Source organism: Aerococcus sp. UMB1112A (assembly GCF_030230715.1).
Taxonomy (GTDB): domain Bacteria; phylum Bacillota; class Bacilli; order Lactobacillales; family Aerococcaceae; genus Aerococcus.
On the sequence record NZ_JASPDS010000004.1, the window covers coordinates 109,341 to 130,236 of the forward strand.

Sequence of the window (20,896 nt, forward strand, 5' to 3'; positions counted from 1 at the left end):
TCACACTCCTTAACTTAAATGAGGGCTTCCCGCACGAGGACATCGATCCCCTTAGGACTGTAAATGGCTAGCTTGGCATCCTCTGCCACCGTCAACCAACCCAGGCCTGAAATCACCAGATCCTGGCCGGCCTTGACTTGGAATTCACGCCGGACCCGGTCACCAGCTCCCTCAATCGTAGGAGTCAGAAGTTCCCCCACATGGTCGACATAGAAGGCTTCAGCCCCCTCCAGCTTGCGGCGGTGGATCTTCAGAGCATTGCTCAGGTAGAAGGTGAAACTATTGCGGTCCCCCGCCAAGTAGTCAACCTGGACCAGGCCTCCGATAAAGAAGCTCTGCTCAGGGTTGACTTGATAGGTCCGAGCCTTAACTCGTTTCTTGGGCATGACTTGCTTGAGCCCTTCAGCGGACAGCTGGGAAGTGAGCTGGCCGTCTTCCATAATCCCCGGGGTATCGATGAGATAAGAGGATTCATCGAAAGGAATTTCCACCAAGTCCAAAGTCGTTCCGGGAAAAACGCTGGTCGTGATGAGGTCCCCAGCAATCCCTGTCGCCTTGAGGATACTGTTAATTAAGGTTGACTTGCCGACATTGCTGACACCGACCACATAGACATTGCGGCCCTTGCGCAAGCGCTCGATCTCTTCCAGTAAATCATCCACATGGTGCTGGGTTTGGGCGCTGGTTAAGAGCAGCTCCTCCACCACTAGGCCCTGGGACCGGGCGTATTTCTTCACCCAGTGTGTCAAGCGACTTTCCTTGATGGAGCTGGGCAGAAGGTCCAGCTTATTGGCCACCAGCAAGAGGTCGTTGTCCCCTACAAAGCGCTTGAGGCCAGGGATCAGACTGCCCGAGATATCAAAAATATCCACCACATTCACCACCAAAGCATCCTCGTCGCTAATCCCATTGAGGATAGCCAGGAAGTCGTCGTGGCTCATGGTCACCCCCTGCAATTCATTGTAGTGACGCAATTTAAAACAGCGCTGGCAGTACAGTTCACCAGTCTCAAGTCCAGCCTCATAGGCGGACTTGGGCGTATAGCCTCGCTGGTTCTTATCAACTGTCTGTATGCTAGCGCCGCATCCGATACATTTCAATGACTCATCTGTCATCTAATTGATTCCTCCATTCCCAATTCTTATGGAATTTATCTAGTAAAAATTTCAAGGGTTTCTCAACACCGCGGTTGACCCGGGTCCACATACCATCTGTCTTGACGACGGGCTTGACCAAGATGGTACGGATGCCCAGACGGTTGGCGCCGAAGACATCGGTCAGGAGCTGGTCACCCACAAAGGCCACCTCTTCCTTGGTCATATCCAATGTCTTGAGGGCCGCCAGGTAACCCGATGAGCGCGGCTTGTAGGCTGGAGCCAGATAGCGGACCCCCAACTGCTTGGCCACATCGGCAACACGGAGGCCGTTATTATTGGACAAGATCAAGATCTCAACGCCCGAACTGGTCATCTCCTCCGCCCACTGTTTCAAGTATTCCGGAACCTGGGCGGAATTCCAAGGTATGAGTGTATTATCTAAGTCCGTAATGATGGCCTTGATCTGGTGCTTTCGGGCCTGGTCCGGGCTAATCTGTAGAATCGTATCCAACATCCAGGTCGGTTGGAATTTTTTTAACATAGCTTGTCCTCCGTTTATTTCTTAGCCTAAGTATACCATAGCCAAGACGGTGACAAAAGCCGATTGGACCCTAACCAGATCGAGCACCCGATCACTGTAACTGCCAGGCTTTGAAAATTAAAGGGTCTTGCCCACACCCTGCGAAGACTTTCAGGCTTCTCTGCTGCTTTGCTCCAGAGGTCCACTTCTACCCGCGCTCCCTCACACCCTAGGGGACGATGATTTCTTTGAGTTGGAAGGCTTGGCCGTCGTAGTTAAAGACCAAAAGTGAGCAGTTGGCGATTTCCCCGACCGCTTCTTGGCCTTGTTTGGCCTGCCAGTAATCCGCAAAGAGGCGGATACAGCGGCCATGGGCAACGGCAAAGGCCTTCTCGCCTTCTTCAATCTGTTCCATGATATAGGTGCAGGTGCGCACCAGCCGCTCTTGGACTTCGGGGATGGTCTCCCCACCCGCTGCCTTGATCTTCCGGTTGAAGTCTTCCCGGGGCAAGTGGTCGCGAGACTGCTTCTCGTATTGGCCGAAGCAAGCTTCTCTTAGCCCCGAAAGCAGGTGGAAATCTTCTCTGGGGCTCTGAGCCAAGGCCAGGGTATCCTGGGCCCGCTTTAAGTCAGAGCTAGCCAAATAAGCCCAGTTTTCTAGCCCCTCTGCTTGGAGGTAGCCATTCACCCGGCTGGCCTGGTCGCGCCCTGTTTCCGTTAGGGGCGAATCGCACCAGCCCTGGATCAGGCCTTCCACATTGTATTGGGTCTGGCCGTGTCGCATTAAATATAGAGTTTTCATCCTTTACCGCCTCTTCATTTCCTTTTTTTCTCCCCTAGTATAGCACGGGCCAGCCCGCAGTAAAAAGGACGAGAGGCAAAAGCAGGGCTATGACAAAAGCCTTTAGCCCTGGTCCATCATTTTTGAAATGAAACCAGGGCTAATTTTTTGTAAAATTCGTGAGTTAAAAGCTAGTGGCATCTTTTTTGTCAGGCTCTAAACCTAGTGGACGCAAGGGAGAGGGACTGGTTGGCATATAGTAGCGTGACTGGTCTAGGACCTGGTTGAGGAGTTGGATGCCTTCCTGGATGTGACCGCCCTTATTGAGCATGACCAGGTCACAGCGGCCAGCCAACATGACATCGGCCATCTCAGCCCGGGTAGGGATACCGGTCTTGACCATATTCTCCATCACTTGGGTGGCCCAAATCACCGGAATCCGGGCGGCTCGGGCGATAGCGACCAGGTCTTCTTGAACACTGGCCAAGCGTAAGAAGCCCAGTTCAGCCGCCAAATCGCCCCGGGCAATCATCAGACCCGCATAGTGGTTACGGTTAGCCTCCACTAAGACTGGGAAAAGATTTTCGAGGATCGACTGGGTTTCAATTTTGATAAAGAATGGCGGATGTTGGTCCGTTTCTTCCCCGTAAGCCTCAGCAAGCTGGGCCTTAATCGCCACAATATCTGCCACTTGGCGGACAAAAGAAAAGTTATACCCCCGGGCAAAATCCTTGACTGCTTCCATGGCTTGGCAGTCAGCAGGCGTAAGAATGGGCAGCTGGCTATCTCGCCCGGGGAAGTTCATCCCCTTGGTCGCCTTAATCTTCTGCCCCTTGGCCTTGCGCACCCGGTCGACTTCAACCACAACCCCTTCCTCGTGCTGGGAGGTCACATGGGCGAGGAGGTCGCCATCATACATCACCACCGGATCCCCCACTTCCAGAGATTGGATCAGGTCTTTCTGGGGAGTGTAGAGCACCAAGTTTTGGTCCTGGAAATCTTCCAAGGGCTTGACATGGCTAATGAAGAAAGTATCAGATGCAAAAACCCGGGGATTCTGCTGCTCGGTATAGAGGGCTTCGATGCGGACTTTGGGCCCTGCTAAGTCACAGTAAATGGGATGCTGGCGCACCTTGGCTTTACCAGCTGCTTGGATATTTTTGGCCATAGCCTGCCAGGTCTTAGCCTGGTCATGGGCACAATTAATCCGGGCCAGGTCCATACCCGCCTGGCTTAAATCACTAACATAATGGGGATCGCGACCAGCCTCCGTGGGCAAGGTCACCAGGTTCTGGGCCCGCTTACCAGCTTCTAGGCCGAAAATCTGGAAAGTCTGGGCCTTGGCTTGGTCCATTTCAGTCCAACGCGCCTCTTCATTGGCCACTGCCTCCCCCTGGATAACCTGGACTAAGTGGTCGAGACCCGCGAGCACATTGGCCTCAATCCCCCGAAAGCCCTGGTAACCGAGCTTATCCAGACGCTCCTGAAGCTCGCGCAGGTCCCTCCGCCGCATCACCGCATAGGCCGCCAGGTTCTTAGCACTCGATCGAAAATCTTCCCGGATGGATTGCGGCTCCCAACTCGCATAGAGAGCTTGCCCTTCCTCCTGAATTTCTTTTCGCAATTGTCTGACTACTCCTACTAAAGACTGCTTCTCCATAGAAACCACCTCTCTAAATTATAGGACATTCCTTTAACCTTATCTTACCAGTATCCCAAAGAAAACGGAAAGAATATACTCCTAGGGTGTGAAGGCTGGCGTTTAGCTTTCCTTCACTGGAACAAGTCAGCAGAGCCAGTCTAAAAGACTGTGGCGGGGACTTGTGAAGTGACACGAAAGCTGCCAGACCGAACCCGACTACACAGAGTGTGAGCAAAGGCGTTCAGAAAGGGATGACTGGAGGCAAAGAGGATAAGAACGGCTTTAGCCGGTCGTTCCACTTTGCTGAAGTCACTCCCTTACTGCCTTTGCGAACCCGACTAAAGGGCGCGAGCAGTTACGTCCAGACTTGAATGACTAGAGCTCAAGCGAAAAAGAGCGACTTTAGCCGCTCATTCCGATTGGATGCAAGAGGGGGCACTTAATCCTTGATAAGTCTCCAACTTTCAATCCAAGGCTATGAGTGTGGGTTGATAGCAGCTAAGACTCAAATAAAAGCCCTAAGTGTGACTTAACAAAATAAATTCAAGGCCACAGAGTAAAGACAAATAAAAAGCGTGGCAAAAGTCACTATTGACTTTTACCACGCTCTCTTATCGCAGGTTACAGCTTTTAATATTTAAAGCTAACGATTTACTAACAACTAATTAAGCCATCACAGCTATGAGCAGTAGTGGAGCGTTGAAGTTGGTCGTTAGCCATGACCTAGCAAGCGATGTGAATTAGGGATAGTAGGCGCTAGCCGTACTAGCCCTTTGAAGCTCGCTAGGTGAGGGACCCTGGCCCGAACCGATGCCATGGCTTTTTAACGACCAAATTCAAAAGCGGAACGAATGCTCCCCAGCACCATTAAGCTTATTCGACTTCAAAGCTAACTTGGTCGTCTTTTTCTTTAATTTGCACTGCTTGCCCCGATTGGATATCGCCGGCGATAATTGCCCGGGCCAGTGGGGTCTCGATATGGTTGGTGATGAAACGACGCAGTGGACGGGCCCCAAATTGAGGTTCATAGGCTTCATCAGCAATCCATTGTAGGACCTCTTGGCTGTAGTCGAGGTGGATGTTTTGGTCAGCTAAGCGTTGGTTGAGTTGTTCCAAGAGCTTAGCCACAATGCCTGTCATATTGTCTTTAGACAGTGGGCTGAAGAAGATAATGTCATCAATCCGGTTCAAGAATTCAGGTTTGAAGTAGCTATGGAGACGGTCTTTGACTTGGTCACGCGCTTCTTCAGAAATTTCATCCTGGCCTGACTCGCTGTCTTCCAATAAGATATCGGAGCCTAGGTTAGAGGTCATGATGATAATGGTGTTCTTGAAGTCGACGGTCCGGCCTTGGCCATCAGTCAAGCGACCATCATCTAGAATTTGCAAGAGGATGTTGTAGACATCGGGATGGGCCTTTTCGATTTCGTCTAGAAGAACGACAGAATAAGGGTGGCGGCGGACAGCTTCGGTTAATTGGCCCCCTTCTTCGTAGCCAATGTATCCTGGTGCGGCACCGACCAAGCGGGAGACATTAGCTTTTTCCATGTATTCGCTCATGTCGATGCGGACAATGTTGTCTTCGCTGTCAAACATTTGTTCAGCCAAGGCCTTGGCCAGTTCGGTCTTCCCGACCCCAGTTGGTCCTAGGAAGAGGAAGGAACCGAGTGGGCGGTCAGGGTCTTGGATGCCGGCCCGCGAGCGGAGGACAGCGTTGCTGACGGTATCCACGGCCTCATCTTGACCAATCACACGTTGGTGGAGGCGGTCATCTAAGTCGAGGAGTTTTTGCCGTTCACTTTCAGCCAATTTCGACACAGGAATGCCGGTTTGACGAGAAACCACTTCAGAAATTTGTTCTTCTGTGACGGCTTCTTGGACTAGGCTGGACCGTCCTTCCATGTCCTCAGCATAGTCAGCTTCCATTTGGTTCAATTCTTTTTCTAAGGCTGGAATAGTCCCGTGTTGGAGGGTAGCTGCCTTTTCCAGGTCATAATTTTGTTGGGCCATTTCTAATTGCCGCTTGGCGTCATCCAATTCTTGACGTTTGTCTTGGATTTTCTTGAGCCCTTCTTTTTCGTTTTCCCATTCCATGGTTAACTGGTTGGTTTTTTCCCGGACTTCAGCTAATTCTTCTTGGAGTTCAGCCAATCTTTGCTTAGAAAAGTCATCCTCTTCTTCCTTGAGGGCTTCTTCTTCAATCTCTAATTGGAGAAGACGGCGGCGTTGCATGTCTAGTTCAGTTGGGATGGAGTTCATTTCCACCCGGATCTCAGCACAGGCTTCGTCGACCAGGTCAATGGCCTTGTCTGGCAGGTAGCGGTCGGTAATGTAGCGGTCCGATAACTGGGCTGCTGCCACTAGGGCTTGGTCGTGGACCTTGACATGGTGGTGGTTTTCAAAGCTTTCGCTCAAGCCACGCAGGATGGAGATGGTGTCTTCCACAGTCGGTTCTTTAACCAAGACTCTTTGGAAGCGGCGTTCCAGGGCCTTGTCGGTTTCCATGTATTCCCGGTATTCATCCAGAGTTGTGGCCCCGATGCAGTGCAATTCACCCCGGGCTAACATAGGCTTGAGCAAGTTACCGGCGTCCATAGAACCTTCTGTCTTACCAGCCCCAACAATCATGTGGATTTCATCGATGAAGAGAATAATTTCCCCATCAGAAGCTTTCACATCATTTAAAACAGCCTTCAAACGCTCTTCAAATTCGCCCCGGTACTTGGCCCCTGCAATCAGCGCCCCCATATCGAGAGAAATTAATTTCTTATCTTTTAAGTTGCTGGGGACATCCCCTTTGACAATTCTTTGGGCCAGGCCTTCAATAATGGCGGTCTTACCGACCCCTGGTTCCCCGATCAGGACGGGGTTATTCTTGGTCTTACGGGACAAGATACGGATCACATCACGAATTTCTTCGTTCCGTCCGATAATCGGATCCATCTTCCCTTCCCGGGCAAGTTGGGTCAGGTCGGCCCCATATTTTTCTAATGCTTCGTAGTTTTCTTCTGCATTCTTGGAAGTCACACGATCACCCTTTCTTAAGTCATCGATCAAGGCTTGGGCAGCCTCTTTACTGGATACGCGGTTGAGCCACTGGCTGAGCCCTAAATAAGTCAAGTCAAAAATCGCATAGAGGACGACTTCTGTGGAGAGGTATTCATCCCCTCTTTCAGCAGCTAAGTCTTGGGACTTTTGAATTAATTCAGCAAGTCCCCTGGAAATTGCCTGCCCATATTGGACATTATCCCCTCTCACACTAGCAATTTTATCGAGTTCACGGTCTAATTCAGCTTCTAAAGCATTCATGTCGATGTTTAAACGTTGATAGAAATTGTATGCGAAGTTGCCTGGCTCTACCATGGCTTTGAATAAATGTGCAACGGTAATCTCTTGATGTTGGCGGAGCTTAGCAATCTGTTGAGCATTGGCTAAGGCTTCTTGCATGGCCGTTGTCATTTCCATATTATTCATCTTATCACTCCTTTGCATACTCTTATTATAGCCTATTGGTCAGAAAAGGTCAACCTTTTAATTGACATTTTTTGACCTTTATTTTGACCATTTCTGATAAGGCAGGAGTCGGATGTGGCGGAGGTCTTCCCAGGGGTAAAAGTCCCCGCCCAGCCAAAGTCCTGTAGCATCCCAGAGGCCATTAAAATAAGCCTGGCGCTTGTCAGAGATGCGGCCCAGCTGGTCATAGCGGTTGAGCTGGAATTCAACCGGGCGCTGGTAAACATAAGCCTGGTAGAGGACTTGGCTTATTGCTCGAGCGGACATTTGAGCTTCTTTGGCATTATCTTTTTGGTCTTCTTTGATGTTGCCTTCAATGCTCTGGACCAGTTCATCTAAGGCAAAAGCCGTCCGCCACTTCAAGTGAAAACCGCGGTCGTGGTAGGCATTGTAATCGGTAAAGTGCTTGCCCCTTCTAGCCATCCGTCGCCACATCCTCGATTCCTGCCATGCCCCCTGCATGTCCGCCGACGAGCTGGGACCGTGCGATGGCGCGAGCACCGGAACAGAGCGAAATAGCGGGAACCAGGCTCTTAAAGCCATACTTCTGACGGATCTTATCGATGACTGCTTCCAGAGCATCCGTCTTGGGATCAGTGGCGAAGAGGGACAGCTGCTCACAGCCCGCTTCCTCCAGGTCAAAGGCCGAAACGCCGATATTTCGAACCACTTGCCCCTGGTAGATTTGGGCAAATAAGCGCTCGAGGACGGGGAGAAGCTCAGCCCGGCGCTGGCTGGCCAAGAGCCGACCGGAAGCCCGGCGGAAGGTCCTCCCATCCGGCGAACAGTAGCCCTTGGAATAGCCCAGGACCAAGGTCAGGCCCTGCGCCTTATAGCCCTCCCGGCGCAAACGCGTGGCCAGCTGCTCCCCCATCTCCTTGACCACAGTCAAGACCTCGCCAGCCTGGTCATAATCGCGGGGCAAGATTTGATGGTTGCCCAGACTCTTAGTCTCCGGCGGCTTGAGCGGTTCGATAAAGGATCGGTCAATCCCCCAACTGTGGGCATAGACCTGCTCGCCTAGCCGGCCAAACTTATCGCGGAGCAGATAGGGATTGCTGTGGGCCAGGTCGTAAATGGACTGGATGCCCAGGGCCTGGAGCTTGCGGGCCATCCGCTTACCGATCCCCCAAAAGTCAGTCAGGCAGTCCATTTGCCAGAGGGTCTGGGGCACATCTTCATAGCGCCACTCCGCCCGCATATTTTTCTGATGTTTAGCCGCATTGTCCAAGGCCAGCTTGGCTAATAAAGGATTATCTCCGATGCCGACCGTCACATAAATGCCAGTTCCTTCATAAACCGCCCGCTGGACCATAGCCGCAAAGTCGCCCGCTGTCTTCTGCTTGAAGAGCCGCATCGATGCGGTAATGTCCATAAAACTCTCATCGATGCTGTAGACGGCATGGTCTTCCGCCGCCACAAAAGACTGGTAAATTTGGTTAATCTCCTGGTTCTTCTCCATATAATAGCGCATGCGCGGGGGAACGATATAGAGGTCGTCAGGATAAGGATAGGGCAGGTCCCTAGCTCGGGACACATTGGAAATCCCATAGGCTTGCTTGGCAGCTGGTGACGAGGCGAGGATCAAGCCCGAAGCCCTTTTCCTCGGTCCATCTGGCGGGTAGGACATCACGACTAATTTAGCCGTCAAAGGATCTAAGCCGCGGTCTACCGCCTCCACGGAAGCATAAAAGGACTTGCAGTCAATGCAGAGAATCTCCCGGCGCGGTTCCTTATCATAGTCAAAAATATAGTCATCATGAACTTCCATAATACTCCCTCCCATAGAACGTGTGTTCCTATCCATTATAGAACGTATGTTCTTAAATTGCAATTAAAAAAGAGCCCGGTAAAATCGAGCTCTTCAGTGGGAAAGTATTTTACTTCTTGTCTTGGTGTAACTTATCGATGAAGACCGCAATGGCGTTGTCACCCGACACATTGGCGGCGGTCCCAAAACTATCTTGGGTAATATAGAGGGAAATCATCAACTGCTGCATGGAGTCTGAAACAATTCCAACCATGGGCAGGAAAGGCAGGGCCGACATAATGGCTCCACCTGGCGCTCCTGGTGCAGCAACCATGGCGATCCCTAGCATCATGATAAAGCCAAGCATCATCGAGAAAGGATGGGGCATATCATACATCAGCAAGAGGGTCATGGAACAGCAAGTAATGGTGATCATCGACCCGGCCAAGTGGATGGTCGCACAGAGCGGCACCACGAAGTTCCGGATATCCTCAGACACCCCATTCTTCTCAGCACATTCAATATTGACTGGAATGGTTGCTGCTGATGACTGGGTCCCAACGGCTGTGATATAGCCTGGGATTTGATTTTTGATCAATTGGATGGGATTCTTACCCGCATAGAGACCAGCTACCACGAACATAGCGCTGATATAGAGCAGGTGAAGAATAATCACCACAATGAAGACCTTCCAGAAGACGCCCAGAATCGTAAAGACCGATCCGGTGTAGGATAGGTTGGCGAAGTTCCCGAAGATATAAATAGGAAGTAAGGGAATCACCACTGTCGCTAAGACCTGGGTGATCACTTCCCCAAAGTCGCTGAAAACTTCATATAGGGCCTCGCCCTGGCCTTTTTGCCGTAACCAAGAAATCCCTAGCCCCATCATGAAGGCAAAAATAATAGCACCTGTCACATCAAAGAAGGGCTCCAAGGGAATTTCAAAGATAGGGGTCAAGCCCTCCCCTGCCTCATTCAGCTTCTGGACTAAGTCATCCGTGATGAAGTGAGGAAAGAGGGTAATGGCGGTGGTATAGGCGATGGACCCCGCGATCAAGGTCGAAATATAGGAAGTCAGTGCGGTAATCCCCAACAGACGCCCCGCCCCATCACTCAAGTCAGCAATCCCCTTGATCACTAAACCAATGATCATAAAAGGAATCACAAAGTTCAGGAAACTAGAGAAAATGGCGGAGAAGGTGATGAAGGCACGCAGGAACCATTCCGGAATAAAGGACAGTTGACCGGCAATAATCCCTAAAATAATAGCAATAATCAGTCGCGGCACAAGGCCTAATTTTTTCTTTTTCTGCTCACTCGTCATAAGCAATCCTCCTAAAAATAAAAAAACCACCGGGGTGGAAAATATGAGTATTTTTTAATTTTTCCCACTGTATTCTAATCATAGCAAAAGCGTCAGGCAAAGTAAACAAAATTTTAAAGGATCTTAATCTTTACAGCTCCTTGATGACACGGCAAAACAAAAAAAGATCCTGCGGTCAACAGGATCTCAGTTATTTCATTAGCGGCATGACTTTCCAATTGAGCCATTAGATAGCCAGCCCCCATTGTCTGAGACGGACTATCATTTCGTGTTCGATTCCCTTGATGGCGAGGAGGTCATTGGCGTCGACTTGGGCCAGAGCCTCAAAGCTCGCATAGCCTGCTTCTGTCAACAAGGCAGCGCCCTTCTCACCGATCACTTGCTCAAGCCACCAAGCCGCCACTTCTGGCCCAGCTTCTTGGTCATGCGCTTCGCCCCTTTCAAAAAGAAATGCGGAATAGGCCCGGTCCCGGAAGCTCTCGCTGTTATCACTCCCGGCATTATACAGGTGGTAGAGGTTGAGAGCTTCCGCCAGGTTATAGTCCTCTTCCAGGTCAGCCAAAGTCAAGCTTTGGGCTGGCTTGGCTTTAGCCTTTTCCTTGAAGAACTTATAACTGTAGTCATCAGACAAGAGACTAGGCAGGATGGGGTTAGCCGCCAAGACCAGGGTCTGGTAGTCGTGCTTGGTCAGGTAATCGACTAGATTGTGAGGGGTCATTTCGAGGTTCACAATGTCTTCAATAGGCCAATTATCCTGGTTGAAAAACTCGGCCAAGTCTGAGTTGAGCCGGTTGAGTTCTTGCCAGAAGTAATCCACCCAGAGCAAGTGGTCGGTCCGGTAAGCGAGTAGCAGGCAGGGCAGGAGGATGATCTCATGGATCTCGTCCGCCTCTATTTTGGGGTAAACTTGGACCATCCCTTCCCAGTCCCCCATATGGTAGTAGAGAATCAGGATTTCCCGCTTAAATTCAAAACGCTCAGTCATCCCTGCCCGGAGCAAGATGTCATAGATCTCAGCTGCCAGGGGATAGCGCCCCATCTCCGTATAAAGGGAGCCAATCTCGTGGAGCAAGCGGAGATAAGGCCGCTGGGCAAGGTTGGCATAGGACAGCTTAGGCCCCTTCAGATAAGTCGCCTTGTGTTCCTGGGCCAGCGCCTCCAGGTAAAGGAGCCGGGCAGGCAGGGGAATCCGCTCCAAGCGCAACATCAGGGCATCTAAGTTCTCCGGCCATAGCTCCAAGGCCTGGTCCAGGTAGCGCTCATGTGCCGACACAATCTCCAAGGCCCAGGCCCGCTCGAGATACTCCAAGGACTCGGCCTTCTCCTCATCCCCAGGCGCCTTCCGCAAGCGGTAAAATTTCATTTCAACAGTCCATTCTCCCATTCAGACGTCCTCCTCTATTCCTTTCATTTAGGGTCATTATAGCATGTCCAAGTGACAAAATAAGCTTTTTTGATCATTTTGTCCTTTTCTTGCAAAATTTGCAATAATCTTGACAGCTTTGGCGGCTGATCTTGACATCTGCTTGCCTTTTGTGTGAGTTCAGCTGACTGCTATTGACTTTTCCACCGCTGTAGCCTTTAATTAAGGAAAAAAGACCCCAGAAAGGAGCTTATTATGACAAAACGAATTCATGTCATCGGCACCGGTGGCACCATCTCAGCGGCCGGTGCAGCCGGCAAGACCACATCCTACCAGGCAGGAGCCTTCGACGCCAGCCAATTACTGGAGGGCCTCCCCTCCCTGGATGAGATTGCCAAGTTGACCTATGAACAAATCTTCTCCGTAGCCAGCGAGTCCTTGACCAATGCCCAACTCCTCCAACTGGGCCAGCGCGTCCAAGAGGTCCTGGCCGATGAAGGCATTGATGGTGTCGTCATCAGCCACGGGACCGACACCCTGGAGGAAACAGCCTATTTCCTCCATCTCACCGCGCCTTCAGACAAGCCCATCGTCCTGACTGGAGCCATGCGCCCCGCCACGGCTGCCAGTGCAGACGGCCCCATGAACCTCTACCAGGCCATCTGCCTGGCTGCTAGCAACCAGGCGGTGGGCATGGGGGCCTTGGTCGCCTTCTCCGACGGCATCTACTCTGGACGCGAAGTCCAAAAGACCAGCAACTTCCGCCCCCAAGCCTTCGACAGCCGGGACCTAGGCTGCCTGGGCTATCTACGCGAAGACCAGGCCTACTTCCTCCAGCGTCCTACGAAGCCCAGCCCTCGGATCGACTTAAGCGAAGTGGCCCAACTCCCCCGGGTAGACATCGCCTACTACCATGTGGGCGCCTCAGCCGATATCCTGGACTTCTTCAAGGACCGCTCGGACGGGATCGTCCTCGCCGGGGTAGGCACCGGCAATATTAGCCAGGACTGGTGCGACTACATCAAGTCCCATGAAGATCAGCTCCCCCCTATCGTCCGCAGCTCCCGGGTAGCGAACGGCCTGACCCTCTACGAAAGAAGTGTCGACAAGGGTATGCCCTTCATCCCCTCCGGCAGCCTCCCCCCAAGCAAGGCCAAGATCTTGTTGATGCTTCTCTTGACCCAGACCCAGGACCCCCAAGCCATCCGGGAGGCCTTTGAACGCTATTAGAAGATAAGAAAAAAGTTGAGAAACTAGCTTGAGCTAGGATCTCAACTTTTTCTTTTGCTTTAAAAACAGTAACATGATCAGAACAAAGCCTATTACTTTAACAAATTGTACTGGTGAGCATCCGTTTCGCTTTTGAATTTGCCCCTTAAAGAGCCATGGCATCGGTTCGGGCCAAGATCCCTCACCTAGCGAGCTTCAAACGGCTAGTACAGCCCCAAAAAAGGCCTACTATCCGTAATTCACATCGCTTGCTTTTCATGGTTAAGAGCCAACTTCAACGCTCCACTCCTGCTCAAAAAAGCAGCTAGTATAGGCTTCTTTAATTACTGGTTATCAATATTGATAATTAGAGAATCCCAAATTTTGAAAAGTATAGGCTATAAAATTTATAATGGCTTTATTTAAGCATGAAAGCCTCTATCTTCTATAATTAGTGCTGTAGTAACTACTAGCTATTGGGCAAGCCAATTATTTTTCTTTTGGCTTAAATATGATCAGGCAATTAAAGATAGTCACTACGGTAATGACAATAACTTTAAAGACGGTTAAGCCATCTTCGAAGAAATAATCTAATGTAGCAGCAGTTAAAACTGTAAGGTAAAAGAACTTTACAAGGTCAGGTAGTTTGTAAAAGAATTGGTGGATTTTATTTAGCATGAAAAGGCCTCCCTTAGCCTGATATAGCGGTATATCTACATGTCAAAGTTAACAAGAATAATAGGCGCTCGCAAGTGATATTGTCTATATCCAGCTTATATCAGCTATCATTTCTTAATCCCCTAACTTAGAAAAACAGCTCGAAGATGAATCCATTGATTGACCTTCGAGCTAAACTTAGTCTACTTGTATCATTGTTAACATTTAATGATTGTCTTTTTCCTCATCGTCTCTTCCTTGGTCTTGGTCCTTATCTTCAGATAGATATCTCTTTATGATCCATTGAAGAATGCCGTAAGTTACAAAAAATGAAACAAATAAGCCAAGATAAGCAGCCCAATTATCCATACGATCAGTCCTTTCTTACTGTGAACGAATGCTGATTGGGCTTACAAGGCAGAAAGTAAAAGGGCGACGGCAGTTGAGGCTAAAAACTTCTTTTTATACATATAGTGCTCCTTTCTTGTCCAAGGGGCTAGCTACATGTTTAAACTAACAAGAATTACAAGCGCTTTCAAGTGATATTGTCTAGATCTATCTCATATTAGACATTTTTATCTAACTCATTATTTCCTCATCCGCTAACTTAGCCTGGGTATCTTTACGGATTTCTTCGCGGAGCTGGGTCATGTAGTCAGAGAACTGGACCTTGTCGTCGGCGTAGGTCAGGTTGAAGGACTTCTCAAAGTCAGTCCAGGTATCTAGGTCGGAAAGGTTATGCTGGATCAGGGCTTCCTGGCTATCGATGGCCTTATAGATCTTGGCTTCAAGGGTCGTGCGCTCTTCCATCTCACGGTATAGGGCCGTCATTTTGTGTGCGGTGTCATTAGGAAGAGAATTCACCCAATTCTTCAGCAAGTCCTGCTCCTTGATCTCGTCCGCTTCGCCCTTGTCAAAGGTCGGAATATCTCCCGTGAAGCACTCGCCCAGGTCATGGATGATGCACATCTGAATCACCTTGTTCATGTCCGCCTGGGGGAATTCCTCCATCAAAAGAAAAGCCATCAGGGTCATCATCCAGGAGTGTTCAGCCACACTCTCATGCCGGCCCTCCTCTGTGTAACAGTGTCGGGTCGTGTCCTTTAACTTGGCAGCCACTGATAAAGCATCGAGTAATTTTCTTGGTTTCATTGCAAGTCCTCCTTAACAAGCGCTTGGGATTTCATCATTCTCTGCTTATCCTAACACAAATTTTTCAACTTTGAGAAGCCTCTGGAGCTTGCGGTGGGCTGATTCTATTTTTACTCGCTTGAGCCACAAATCATTCCAAATCAAAAAGCCCCTGCCCTCCTTAGGCCGACAAACAAGCTTGCCAAGCCAAGGAGCGGGGCTTTTTACTGGTCTTTTCTACTTCATGGCTTCGACCTTGTGCATGGAGTACTGGCCATAGCCGGTGGTGACCTTGTAGTAGCCGGTGAACTTCTCATCGATGGCGTCGTCCATGGTGTAGATGAGGAAGGGGTTGGTGCCGATGGTCATGATCTTACTTGGGGTGGCGACAATGCTTAACTTGTCTTTGTCGATGTGGGCGAGGACCCGCTTGGAGAGTTGCTGGTTGCCCCGGCCGAGGATGTAGCCCTGGCCGCCCATGGGAGTCACGATCAGGCGGACATCTTCTTCCCCTTCAATGGCATCCAAAATCTCCTGCTCATTGGCATCCTTAACGAGAAGCTGGCGGTTCTTGATGATATCTACCCCGAGAACCGTCACATCTAGACCCAATTCGTCCATGATATGCCGGGTGGAGGTCCCTGAGCCAATCAAGTACATGGCCTCGTCATCCATATGGTCCAAGACATCCAGGGCGATGGATTCCTGGGCCGCCTCGTCCGACTGGGGACTGGCCGACTTCAGGTTCTGCATAAATTGACTGTGCTGGGGCACGCGGAGGTAGCCGAAGACTTGGATATCGACCTCATCTTGGCGGAAACCAGCTTCATCCAGGTCCAAGACCTCGGTTTCATGGTAATCCATGGGGCTGTCCTGGGCCCATTCCGCCAGTAAGCGGCCGGCAGACTCAGGGGAATTAGCATAGACCGCCGAGTAGATCTTAACTCCGGCTGGAACGCCAAGTGCTGGAATGTCCAAGCCAATCTTCCGGCAGACATCCCGGGCTGTCCCATCTCCCCCCACAAAGACAAGGAGATCTGGCTGAGCAGCTTTGGCGGCATCCAGGAAGGCTTCCGTATCGGACTTTTGAGTCTCCAGGGCTTCCTTTCCGCTCGGTTCATAGATGACCTCATAGTCGAGGCCTGCTGCCTTGGCCGCATTTTCACCCATAGCACCAGCAGCCACCAGGAGCTTCACAGGCGCGTCAACTTCTGCCAAGTGTTGGAGGGCCTTGCCTGCTTTGACCTCCGCTTCCGGTTGGGCGCCCAAGTCTAGGGCCCGCTGCAAGATATCGGCCCCATCCGTCCCCTTCAAGCCAGCCCGACCACCCATACCGGCAATCGGGTTAATTAATAATGCCATTGTTTTCATCCCATCACTCCTCTTAAATATGTTAGCGTTTTCATTATAACATTTCTATGAAAAGAGAGCCAGGAAAATGTTGGGAGACATCAGCTTTTGCAAGGCTTCCCTCTGCTGGGGAAAGGAGGATAGCGAATGGCTCCCCTATTCGAAACTAGACAAACATACACCTTCCAAGAGCACCTCTATATATTAGAAAATCTCTAAAAAATTGATTTCATTTTCAAAAATAAAAAAATTAGCCAGGCTAAACGCTGCCTGGCTAATTTATTCATCTATGATTGAGGGAGGTAAGTGCTCGCTCTCATCCCCTAGTCGGATCGGCCTAGCAATCCACACTCGGAGGGCCTGTTTGTGTGTTGCTTGCTATCAACCCACACTTGAAGCCTCTGTTTGTGTGCTGCTTGCTATCAACCCACACTTGAAGCCTCTGTTTGTGTGTTGGCTGCTATCAATCCACACTTGAAGCCTTTATTTGAGTGTTGGACAGCGTCAACCCACACTCAAAGAACCGGTTTGAGTGTTAATTTCTTGTTCGAAATGCCCCGCGCGCCCTCACACCCTTTAGTCGGGTTCGACTTGGCAGACTCGGAATGATTTCACAAGTCAGAAACGAGCGAATCCTTCGCTCTTTTCTGACTTGCTCCAATCATCCGAGTCTAAGCGCCAAGTCTCACACCCTATCTTAATAATAATGTCCGTGGCGGTAGTCCCAGCTGTTGAAGTGGTCGGCTAGGATTTGGAGGATGCGGTCGTTGTAGACGCCTTTACGGATGAGGATTGGAGCTGGGGTGACGTCACGTTCGCCGTGTTGTTCAGGCACCAGTTCGCCGGATTCGTCTTCAACGAAGGAGACCATGACCCCTTGTTCGTAGCGGGTATTTTCGTCCTTGTTGGGTTGGATGGAGGCTACATAGTCATCGGCTTCGATGATCAGGTCGGCTTCCTGTTCGATTTCTTCCCCGATGCCTTCAACGACGCCGCGGTTCCCTTTACCTGAAGGATTGGCAGAGGAAGCGAACATCAGGCGGCCTTCGCGTTCCCAGAGTTCATGGGCGATTTGTTCCCCTGGTACCCCGAAGCGGATAACGAAGCAGCTGGTACCACGAACGTCCGTCGCTAATTCTTCAGACCCGTCTCCTGGCATGTATTTAGCCTTAGCCTCTTCTTGCCAAGGGAGGATGCAGCCCATCAAGATGTCTTCGTCCCAGCATTGTTGGTAGAAGGCTTCGATTTCAGGGGTCATCTTAGCTAGGCTCTTCAATTGTTCCATAGAACCGCAGAGGGTAACGCCTGGTTTGTTCCGTTTACGGTGTTTCACCGCGAATTTACGCTCCAAGCCTTCCTTGTCGCTAGTCCCGATAATGTAGCCCACCTTGGTCGGAGATACAATCATCCCACCTTGGCCTAAAAGAATATCAACGGCTTCCTGGTTTGTTTGGCCATCCCAATGTACTTTCTTTGTCTCTGTCATAGTAATCCTTCTTTCTATTATTTAAGCGTCGTATTTATGGTCATTCGCTGCTTCATAAGCGGCGATAGCATCTTCATGTTTCAAAGTTTCCGTAATATCGTCCAGACCTTGGAGGAACTTGTTCTTGATCTGATCATCGATGTCAAAATGCTTGTCCCCCAATGGTGAGTGGATAACTTGTGCTTCAAGATCGACTTCAATCTCTGTTTCAGAGCCGAGATCAGCCAGGCCTTGACGGTAGGCCTCGTCTTCAATGGCAACCGGCAGGAGCGAGTTCTTGGTACAGTTCATATAGAAGATATCCGAGAAGCTTCCTGCAATGACTACCTTGAAGCCGTATTGGCTGAGTCCCCAAACCGCGTGCTCACGCGAGGACCCACAGCCAAAGTTATCGCCAGCTACTAGGATACTGGCCCCTTTATATTCCTCTTGGTTGAGGATAAAGTCAGGGTTATCTGTCATCTCCTTGTCCAGGTAACGTTGCTCAAAGAAGATGAAGTCTTCATAACCGAACTTGGAGATCCGTTTGATAAAAGCTTTGGGCATGATCTGGTCGGTATCAATATTATCATTCATCATCGGCACGATACGGCCGGTGTGCTGTCTAATAGGTTCCATCGGGCACCTCGATTTCTGCGGGTTCAATTTGACGGACGTCAACAATCTTACCAGCAACAGCTGAGGCTGCGACAGTTGCTGGACTGGCCAGGTGGGTTCGAGCATGTTGGCCCATCCGGTGCTCATAGTTTCGGTTAGAGGTCGACAAGACATGCTCGTAGGCTGGATAGCCGTCGGGATTCATCCCTAGGCAAGCCGAACAACCAGGTTCCCGCCATTCCAAGCCCGCCTCCCTAAAGATCTGGTCAATGCCGAGTCGCTCTGCTGCCTGCTTGACCCGTTTGGACCCAGGCACCACAATACCTGAAATATGATCGGCAACCTTATGGCCCTTGAGATACTTGGCGGCTTCTACCAAATCGGCGAGCCGGGAATTAGTACAGGAGCCAATGAAGATATGCTGGAGCGGAACATCTTGGTGGTACATGCCAGGTTTCTCATCCATGTAGGCATAGGCCCGTTCGTAGTCCGAATTGCCGTTAATTTCTGGATAGGGTTCATCGATAGCTACCCCCATCTCAGGGTTGGTTCCCCAGGTCACATAAGGCTTGAGGTCCGACACATCCAGGGAAATATAGGCGTCATACTGGGCATCAGGGTCCGTCTTCAGTTCTTTCCAGTCCGCAATAGCCGCTGCCATATTTTCTGGCGCATAGGGGCGGCCTTCTAACCAGTCAAAAGTCGTTTGGTCAGGCGCCATCATGCCCATCTTAGCCCCGAATTCAATGCTCATATTGCAAATCGTCATCCGGGCTTCCATGGTTAGATTTTCAATGGTTTCTCCGAAGTATTCTACCGCATAACCGGTCCCAAAGCCTGAGCCATAACTGGCAATTAATTTCAAAATAATATCTTTGGCATAGGTTCCGTGGGGCAGCTTGCCGGTGATCTCAACCCCCAATTTCTTAGGTTTGGTCTGCCAGATGCTCTGGGTAGCGAGAACGTGTTCCACTTCTGATGAACCAATCCCAAAGGCTATAGCACCGAAAGCACCATGGGTCGCTGTATGGGAGTCCCCACAGACAATGGTCCGTCCCGGTTGACTAGCACCGAGTTCCGGTCCAATCATATGAACAATCCCCTGGCCGTCCGAACCGATATCGTTCAGCTCAATGCCGAAGTCCTCACAGTTCTTGCGCAGGGCATCAATCTGTTGACGGCTGATTTCATCTTGTATATTAAAAACATCCTTGGTTGGTACATTGTGATCAATCGTCGCAACGGTCCGGTCTGGGCGTCGGACTGGCCGTCCTTGTTCGCGCAAGGATTCAAAACCTTGAGGCGTGGTCACCTCGTGGATCATATGCAGGTCCACATAGAGGAGTTGGGACCCGCCTTCTTCGCCGGCTAGGACGTGGCGGTCCCAAACTTTATCAAAGAGTGTTTTTCCCATTTTTTTATTTGGCTCCTTTCATCAAGTCTAACAAGGCTTGGGTAAAGGCTGTCGTACTGGCTTCACCCCCTAAATCCTTGGTTTTTATTCCTTTAGCCATTAATTCTTCTGCTGAAGCTTCCACAAAGTCCGCTGCCTCATTGAAAACAAAGCTCTGTCTGAGCATCATAGTCACACTGAGGATCATGGACATGGGGTTGGCAATATTTTGCCCCGCAATATCAGGTGCTGAGCCGTGGATAGGTTCATAGAGCGATGGCCCCACTGTGCCGTGGCTAGCCGAGGCCTGCATGCCCAGGGATCCTGAGAGAACCGAGGCTTCGTCGGATAAGATATCCCCAAAGAGGTTCTCGGTTAAGACTACATCGAAGTCCTGGGGTTGGGTCACAATCTTCATCGATGCTGCATCGACGTAGAGGTGGTTGACCTCAACATCCGGATAGTCCGCCTTGATGGCTTCAACCGTATGGCGCCACAAGCGGCTAGAGGCTAAGACATTAGCCTTGTCAACGCTGGTTAATTTCCCGCGCCGGCTCTGGGCCAATTCGAAGGCTTTGCGGGCGATCCGCTCCACTTCCTCCCGGCGGTAAGGCATGAGGTCAGAAGCATAGTCCGTTCCTTCCACTTTGTCACCGAAATAGGCCCCGCCCGTTAATTCTCTAACCACGACAAAGTCTGTCCCAATTACCCGATCAGCCTTTAATGGCGAGAGGTCGGCTAAAGAAGCCCCCACCTTAACTGGCCGGTAGTTGGCGAAGAGGCCCAAGTCCTTGCGCATGGCTAAGAGTCCAGCTTCAGGGGTCACTTCGCAGTGCTCATACTGGGGTGCTCCAATGGCCCCTAAGAGAATGGCATCCGCTTGGTGGAGGGCTTCTTGGGTAGCCTTTGGATAAGGATGGCCGCAAGCGTCGATCCCAGCCCCACCAAAGGGCTGAGGATCAAGGTCAAAGTGATAGCCGTAGCGGTCGGCCACCGCATCGAGAACCGCCAAACCGCTGGCCATGATCTCTTCGCCGATGCCATCCCCAGCCAGGACAACAATCTTCTTGGTATCAGTCATCG

Annotated in this window: 18 protein-coding genes; 1 reads left to right on the forward strand and 17 read right to left on the reverse strand. The window is 50.6% G+C overall.

Going from position 1 to position 20,896, the window contains the following annotated elements; all coding sequences use genetic code 11:
* Positions 1 to 14: 14 nt before the first annotated feature.
* The 9 genes from yqeH to QP860_RS03845 form a co-directional block, all read right to left on the reverse strand.
* Positions 15 to 1,115, reverse strand: coding sequence for a ribosome biogenesis GTPase YqeH (gene yqeH, locus QP860_RS03805; RefSeq protein WP_284912211.1), 1,101 nt, complete (start codon positions 1,113 to 1,115; stop codon positions 15 to 17).
* Positions 1,105 to 1,638, reverse strand: coding sequence for a YqeG family HAD IIIA-type phosphatase (locus QP860_RS03810; RefSeq protein ID WP_070617691.1), 534 nt, complete (start codon positions 1,636 to 1,638; stop codon positions 1,105 to 1,107). The genes yqeH and QP860_RS03810 overlap by 11 nt, the downstream gene beginning before the upstream one ends.
* 208 nt (positions 1,639 to 1,846) lie before the next feature.
* Positions 1,847 to 2,419: a histidine phosphatase family protein gene (locus tag QP860_RS03815; protein WP_070617689.1), complete on the reverse strand. Its 573-nt coding sequence runs from the start codon at positions 2,417 to 2,419 to the stop codon at positions 1,847 to 1,849.
* A 163-nt stretch (positions 2,420 to 2,582) separates the two neighbouring features.
* Positions 2,583 to 4,022, reverse strand: a complete 1,440-nt coding sequence (locus tag QP860_RS03820; RefSeq protein WP_168162701.1) for a pyruvate kinase — start codon at positions 4,020 to 4,022, stop codon at positions 2,583 to 2,585.
* An 891-nt stretch (positions 4,023 to 4,913) separates the two neighbouring features.
* A complete protein-coding gene (gene clpB, locus QP860_RS03825) occupies positions 4,914 to 7,514 on the reverse strand; it encodes an ATP-dependent chaperone ClpB (protein ID WP_070617683.1) in 2,601 nt (866 codons plus the stop codon).
* A 78-nt stretch (positions 7,515 to 7,592) separates the two neighbouring features.
* Complete coding sequence (locus QP860_RS03830; protein ID WP_284912212.1) at positions 7,593 to 7,976, reverse strand: hypothetical protein; 384 nt, start codon at positions 7,974 to 7,976, stop codon at positions 7,593 to 7,595.
* Entirely contained in the window at positions 7,969 to 9,324 is a 1,356-nt protein-coding gene (locus tag QP860_RS03835; protein ID WP_284912213.1) for a Y-family DNA polymerase, read from the reverse strand. The genes QP860_RS03830 and QP860_RS03835 overlap by 8 nt, the downstream gene beginning before the upstream one ends.
* 109 nt (positions 9,325 to 9,433) lie before the next feature.
* Positions 9,434 to 10,627, reverse strand: coding sequence for a dicarboxylate/amino acid:cation symporter (locus QP860_RS03840; protein ID WP_070617677.1), 1,194 nt, complete (start codon positions 10,625 to 10,627; stop codon positions 9,434 to 9,436).
* A 226-nt stretch (positions 10,628 to 10,853) separates the two neighbouring features.
* A complete protein-coding gene (locus QP860_RS03845; RefSeq protein WP_070617674.1) occupies positions 10,854 to 12,011 on the reverse strand; it encodes a helix-hairpin-helix domain-containing protein in 1,158 nt (385 codons plus the stop codon).
* Between the two features lie 234 nt (positions 12,012 to 12,245).
* On the opposite strand from QP860_RS03845, the gene QP860_RS03850 reads away from it, so the two are divergent.
* Positions 12,246 to 13,220, forward strand: a complete 975-nt coding sequence (locus tag QP860_RS03850) for an asparaginase (protein ID WP_070617671.1) — start codon at positions 12,246 to 12,248, stop codon at positions 13,218 to 13,220.
* Between the two features lie 468 nt (positions 13,221 to 13,688).
* Here the strand turns inward: QP860_RS03850 and QP860_RS03855 are convergent, their stop codons facing one another.
* The 8 genes from QP860_RS03855 to leuB form a co-directional block, all read right to left on the reverse strand.
* The gene (locus QP860_RS03855) at positions 13,689 to 13,877 is read right to left on the reverse strand and encodes a hypothetical protein (protein ID WP_070617666.1); all 189 of its coding nucleotides are present in this window, start codon (positions 13,875 to 13,877) and stop codon (positions 13,689 to 13,691) included.
* 204 nt (positions 13,878 to 14,081) lie between these two features.
* Entirely contained in the window at positions 14,082 to 14,225 is a 144-nt protein-coding gene (locus tag QP860_RS03860) for a hypothetical protein (RefSeq protein ID WP_284912214.1), read from the reverse strand.
* Positions 14,226 to 14,435: 210 nt separating this feature from the next.
* A complete protein-coding gene (locus QP860_RS03865) occupies positions 14,436 to 15,008 on the reverse strand; it encodes an HD domain-containing protein (protein WP_070617663.1) in 573 nt (190 codons plus the stop codon).
* Between the two features lie 216 nt (positions 15,009 to 15,224).
* Positions 15,225 to 16,358 (reverse strand): ATP-NAD kinase family protein, encoded by a 1,134-nt coding sequence (locus QP860_RS03870; RefSeq protein WP_070617660.1) that lies wholly within the window; start codon positions 16,356 to 16,358, stop codon positions 15,225 to 15,227.
* 676 nt (positions 16,359 to 17,034) lie between these two features.
* Complete coding sequence (locus QP860_RS03875; RefSeq protein ID WP_141744579.1) at positions 17,035 to 17,823, reverse strand: L-threonylcarbamoyladenylate synthase; 789 nt, start codon at positions 17,821 to 17,823, stop codon at positions 17,035 to 17,037.
* Between the two features lie 21 nt (positions 17,824 to 17,844).
* Positions 17,845 to 18,441, reverse strand: coding sequence for a 3-isopropylmalate dehydratase small subunit (leuD, locus tag QP860_RS03880; protein WP_070617654.1), 597 nt, complete (start codon positions 18,439 to 18,441; stop codon positions 17,845 to 17,847).
* The gene (leuC, locus tag QP860_RS03885) at positions 18,428 to 19,834 is read right to left on the reverse strand and encodes a 3-isopropylmalate dehydratase large subunit (protein ID WP_070617652.1); all 1,407 of its coding nucleotides are present in this window, start codon (positions 19,832 to 19,834) and stop codon (positions 18,428 to 18,430) included. The genes leuD and leuC overlap by 14 nt, the downstream gene beginning before the upstream one ends.
* Positions 19,835 to 19,838: 4 nt before the next feature.
* Entirely contained in the window at positions 19,839 to 20,894 is a 1,056-nt protein-coding gene (gene leuB, locus QP860_RS03890; protein WP_284912215.1) for a 3-isopropylmalate dehydrogenase, read from the reverse strand.
* Positions 20,895 to 20,896: the final 2 nt, after the last annotated feature.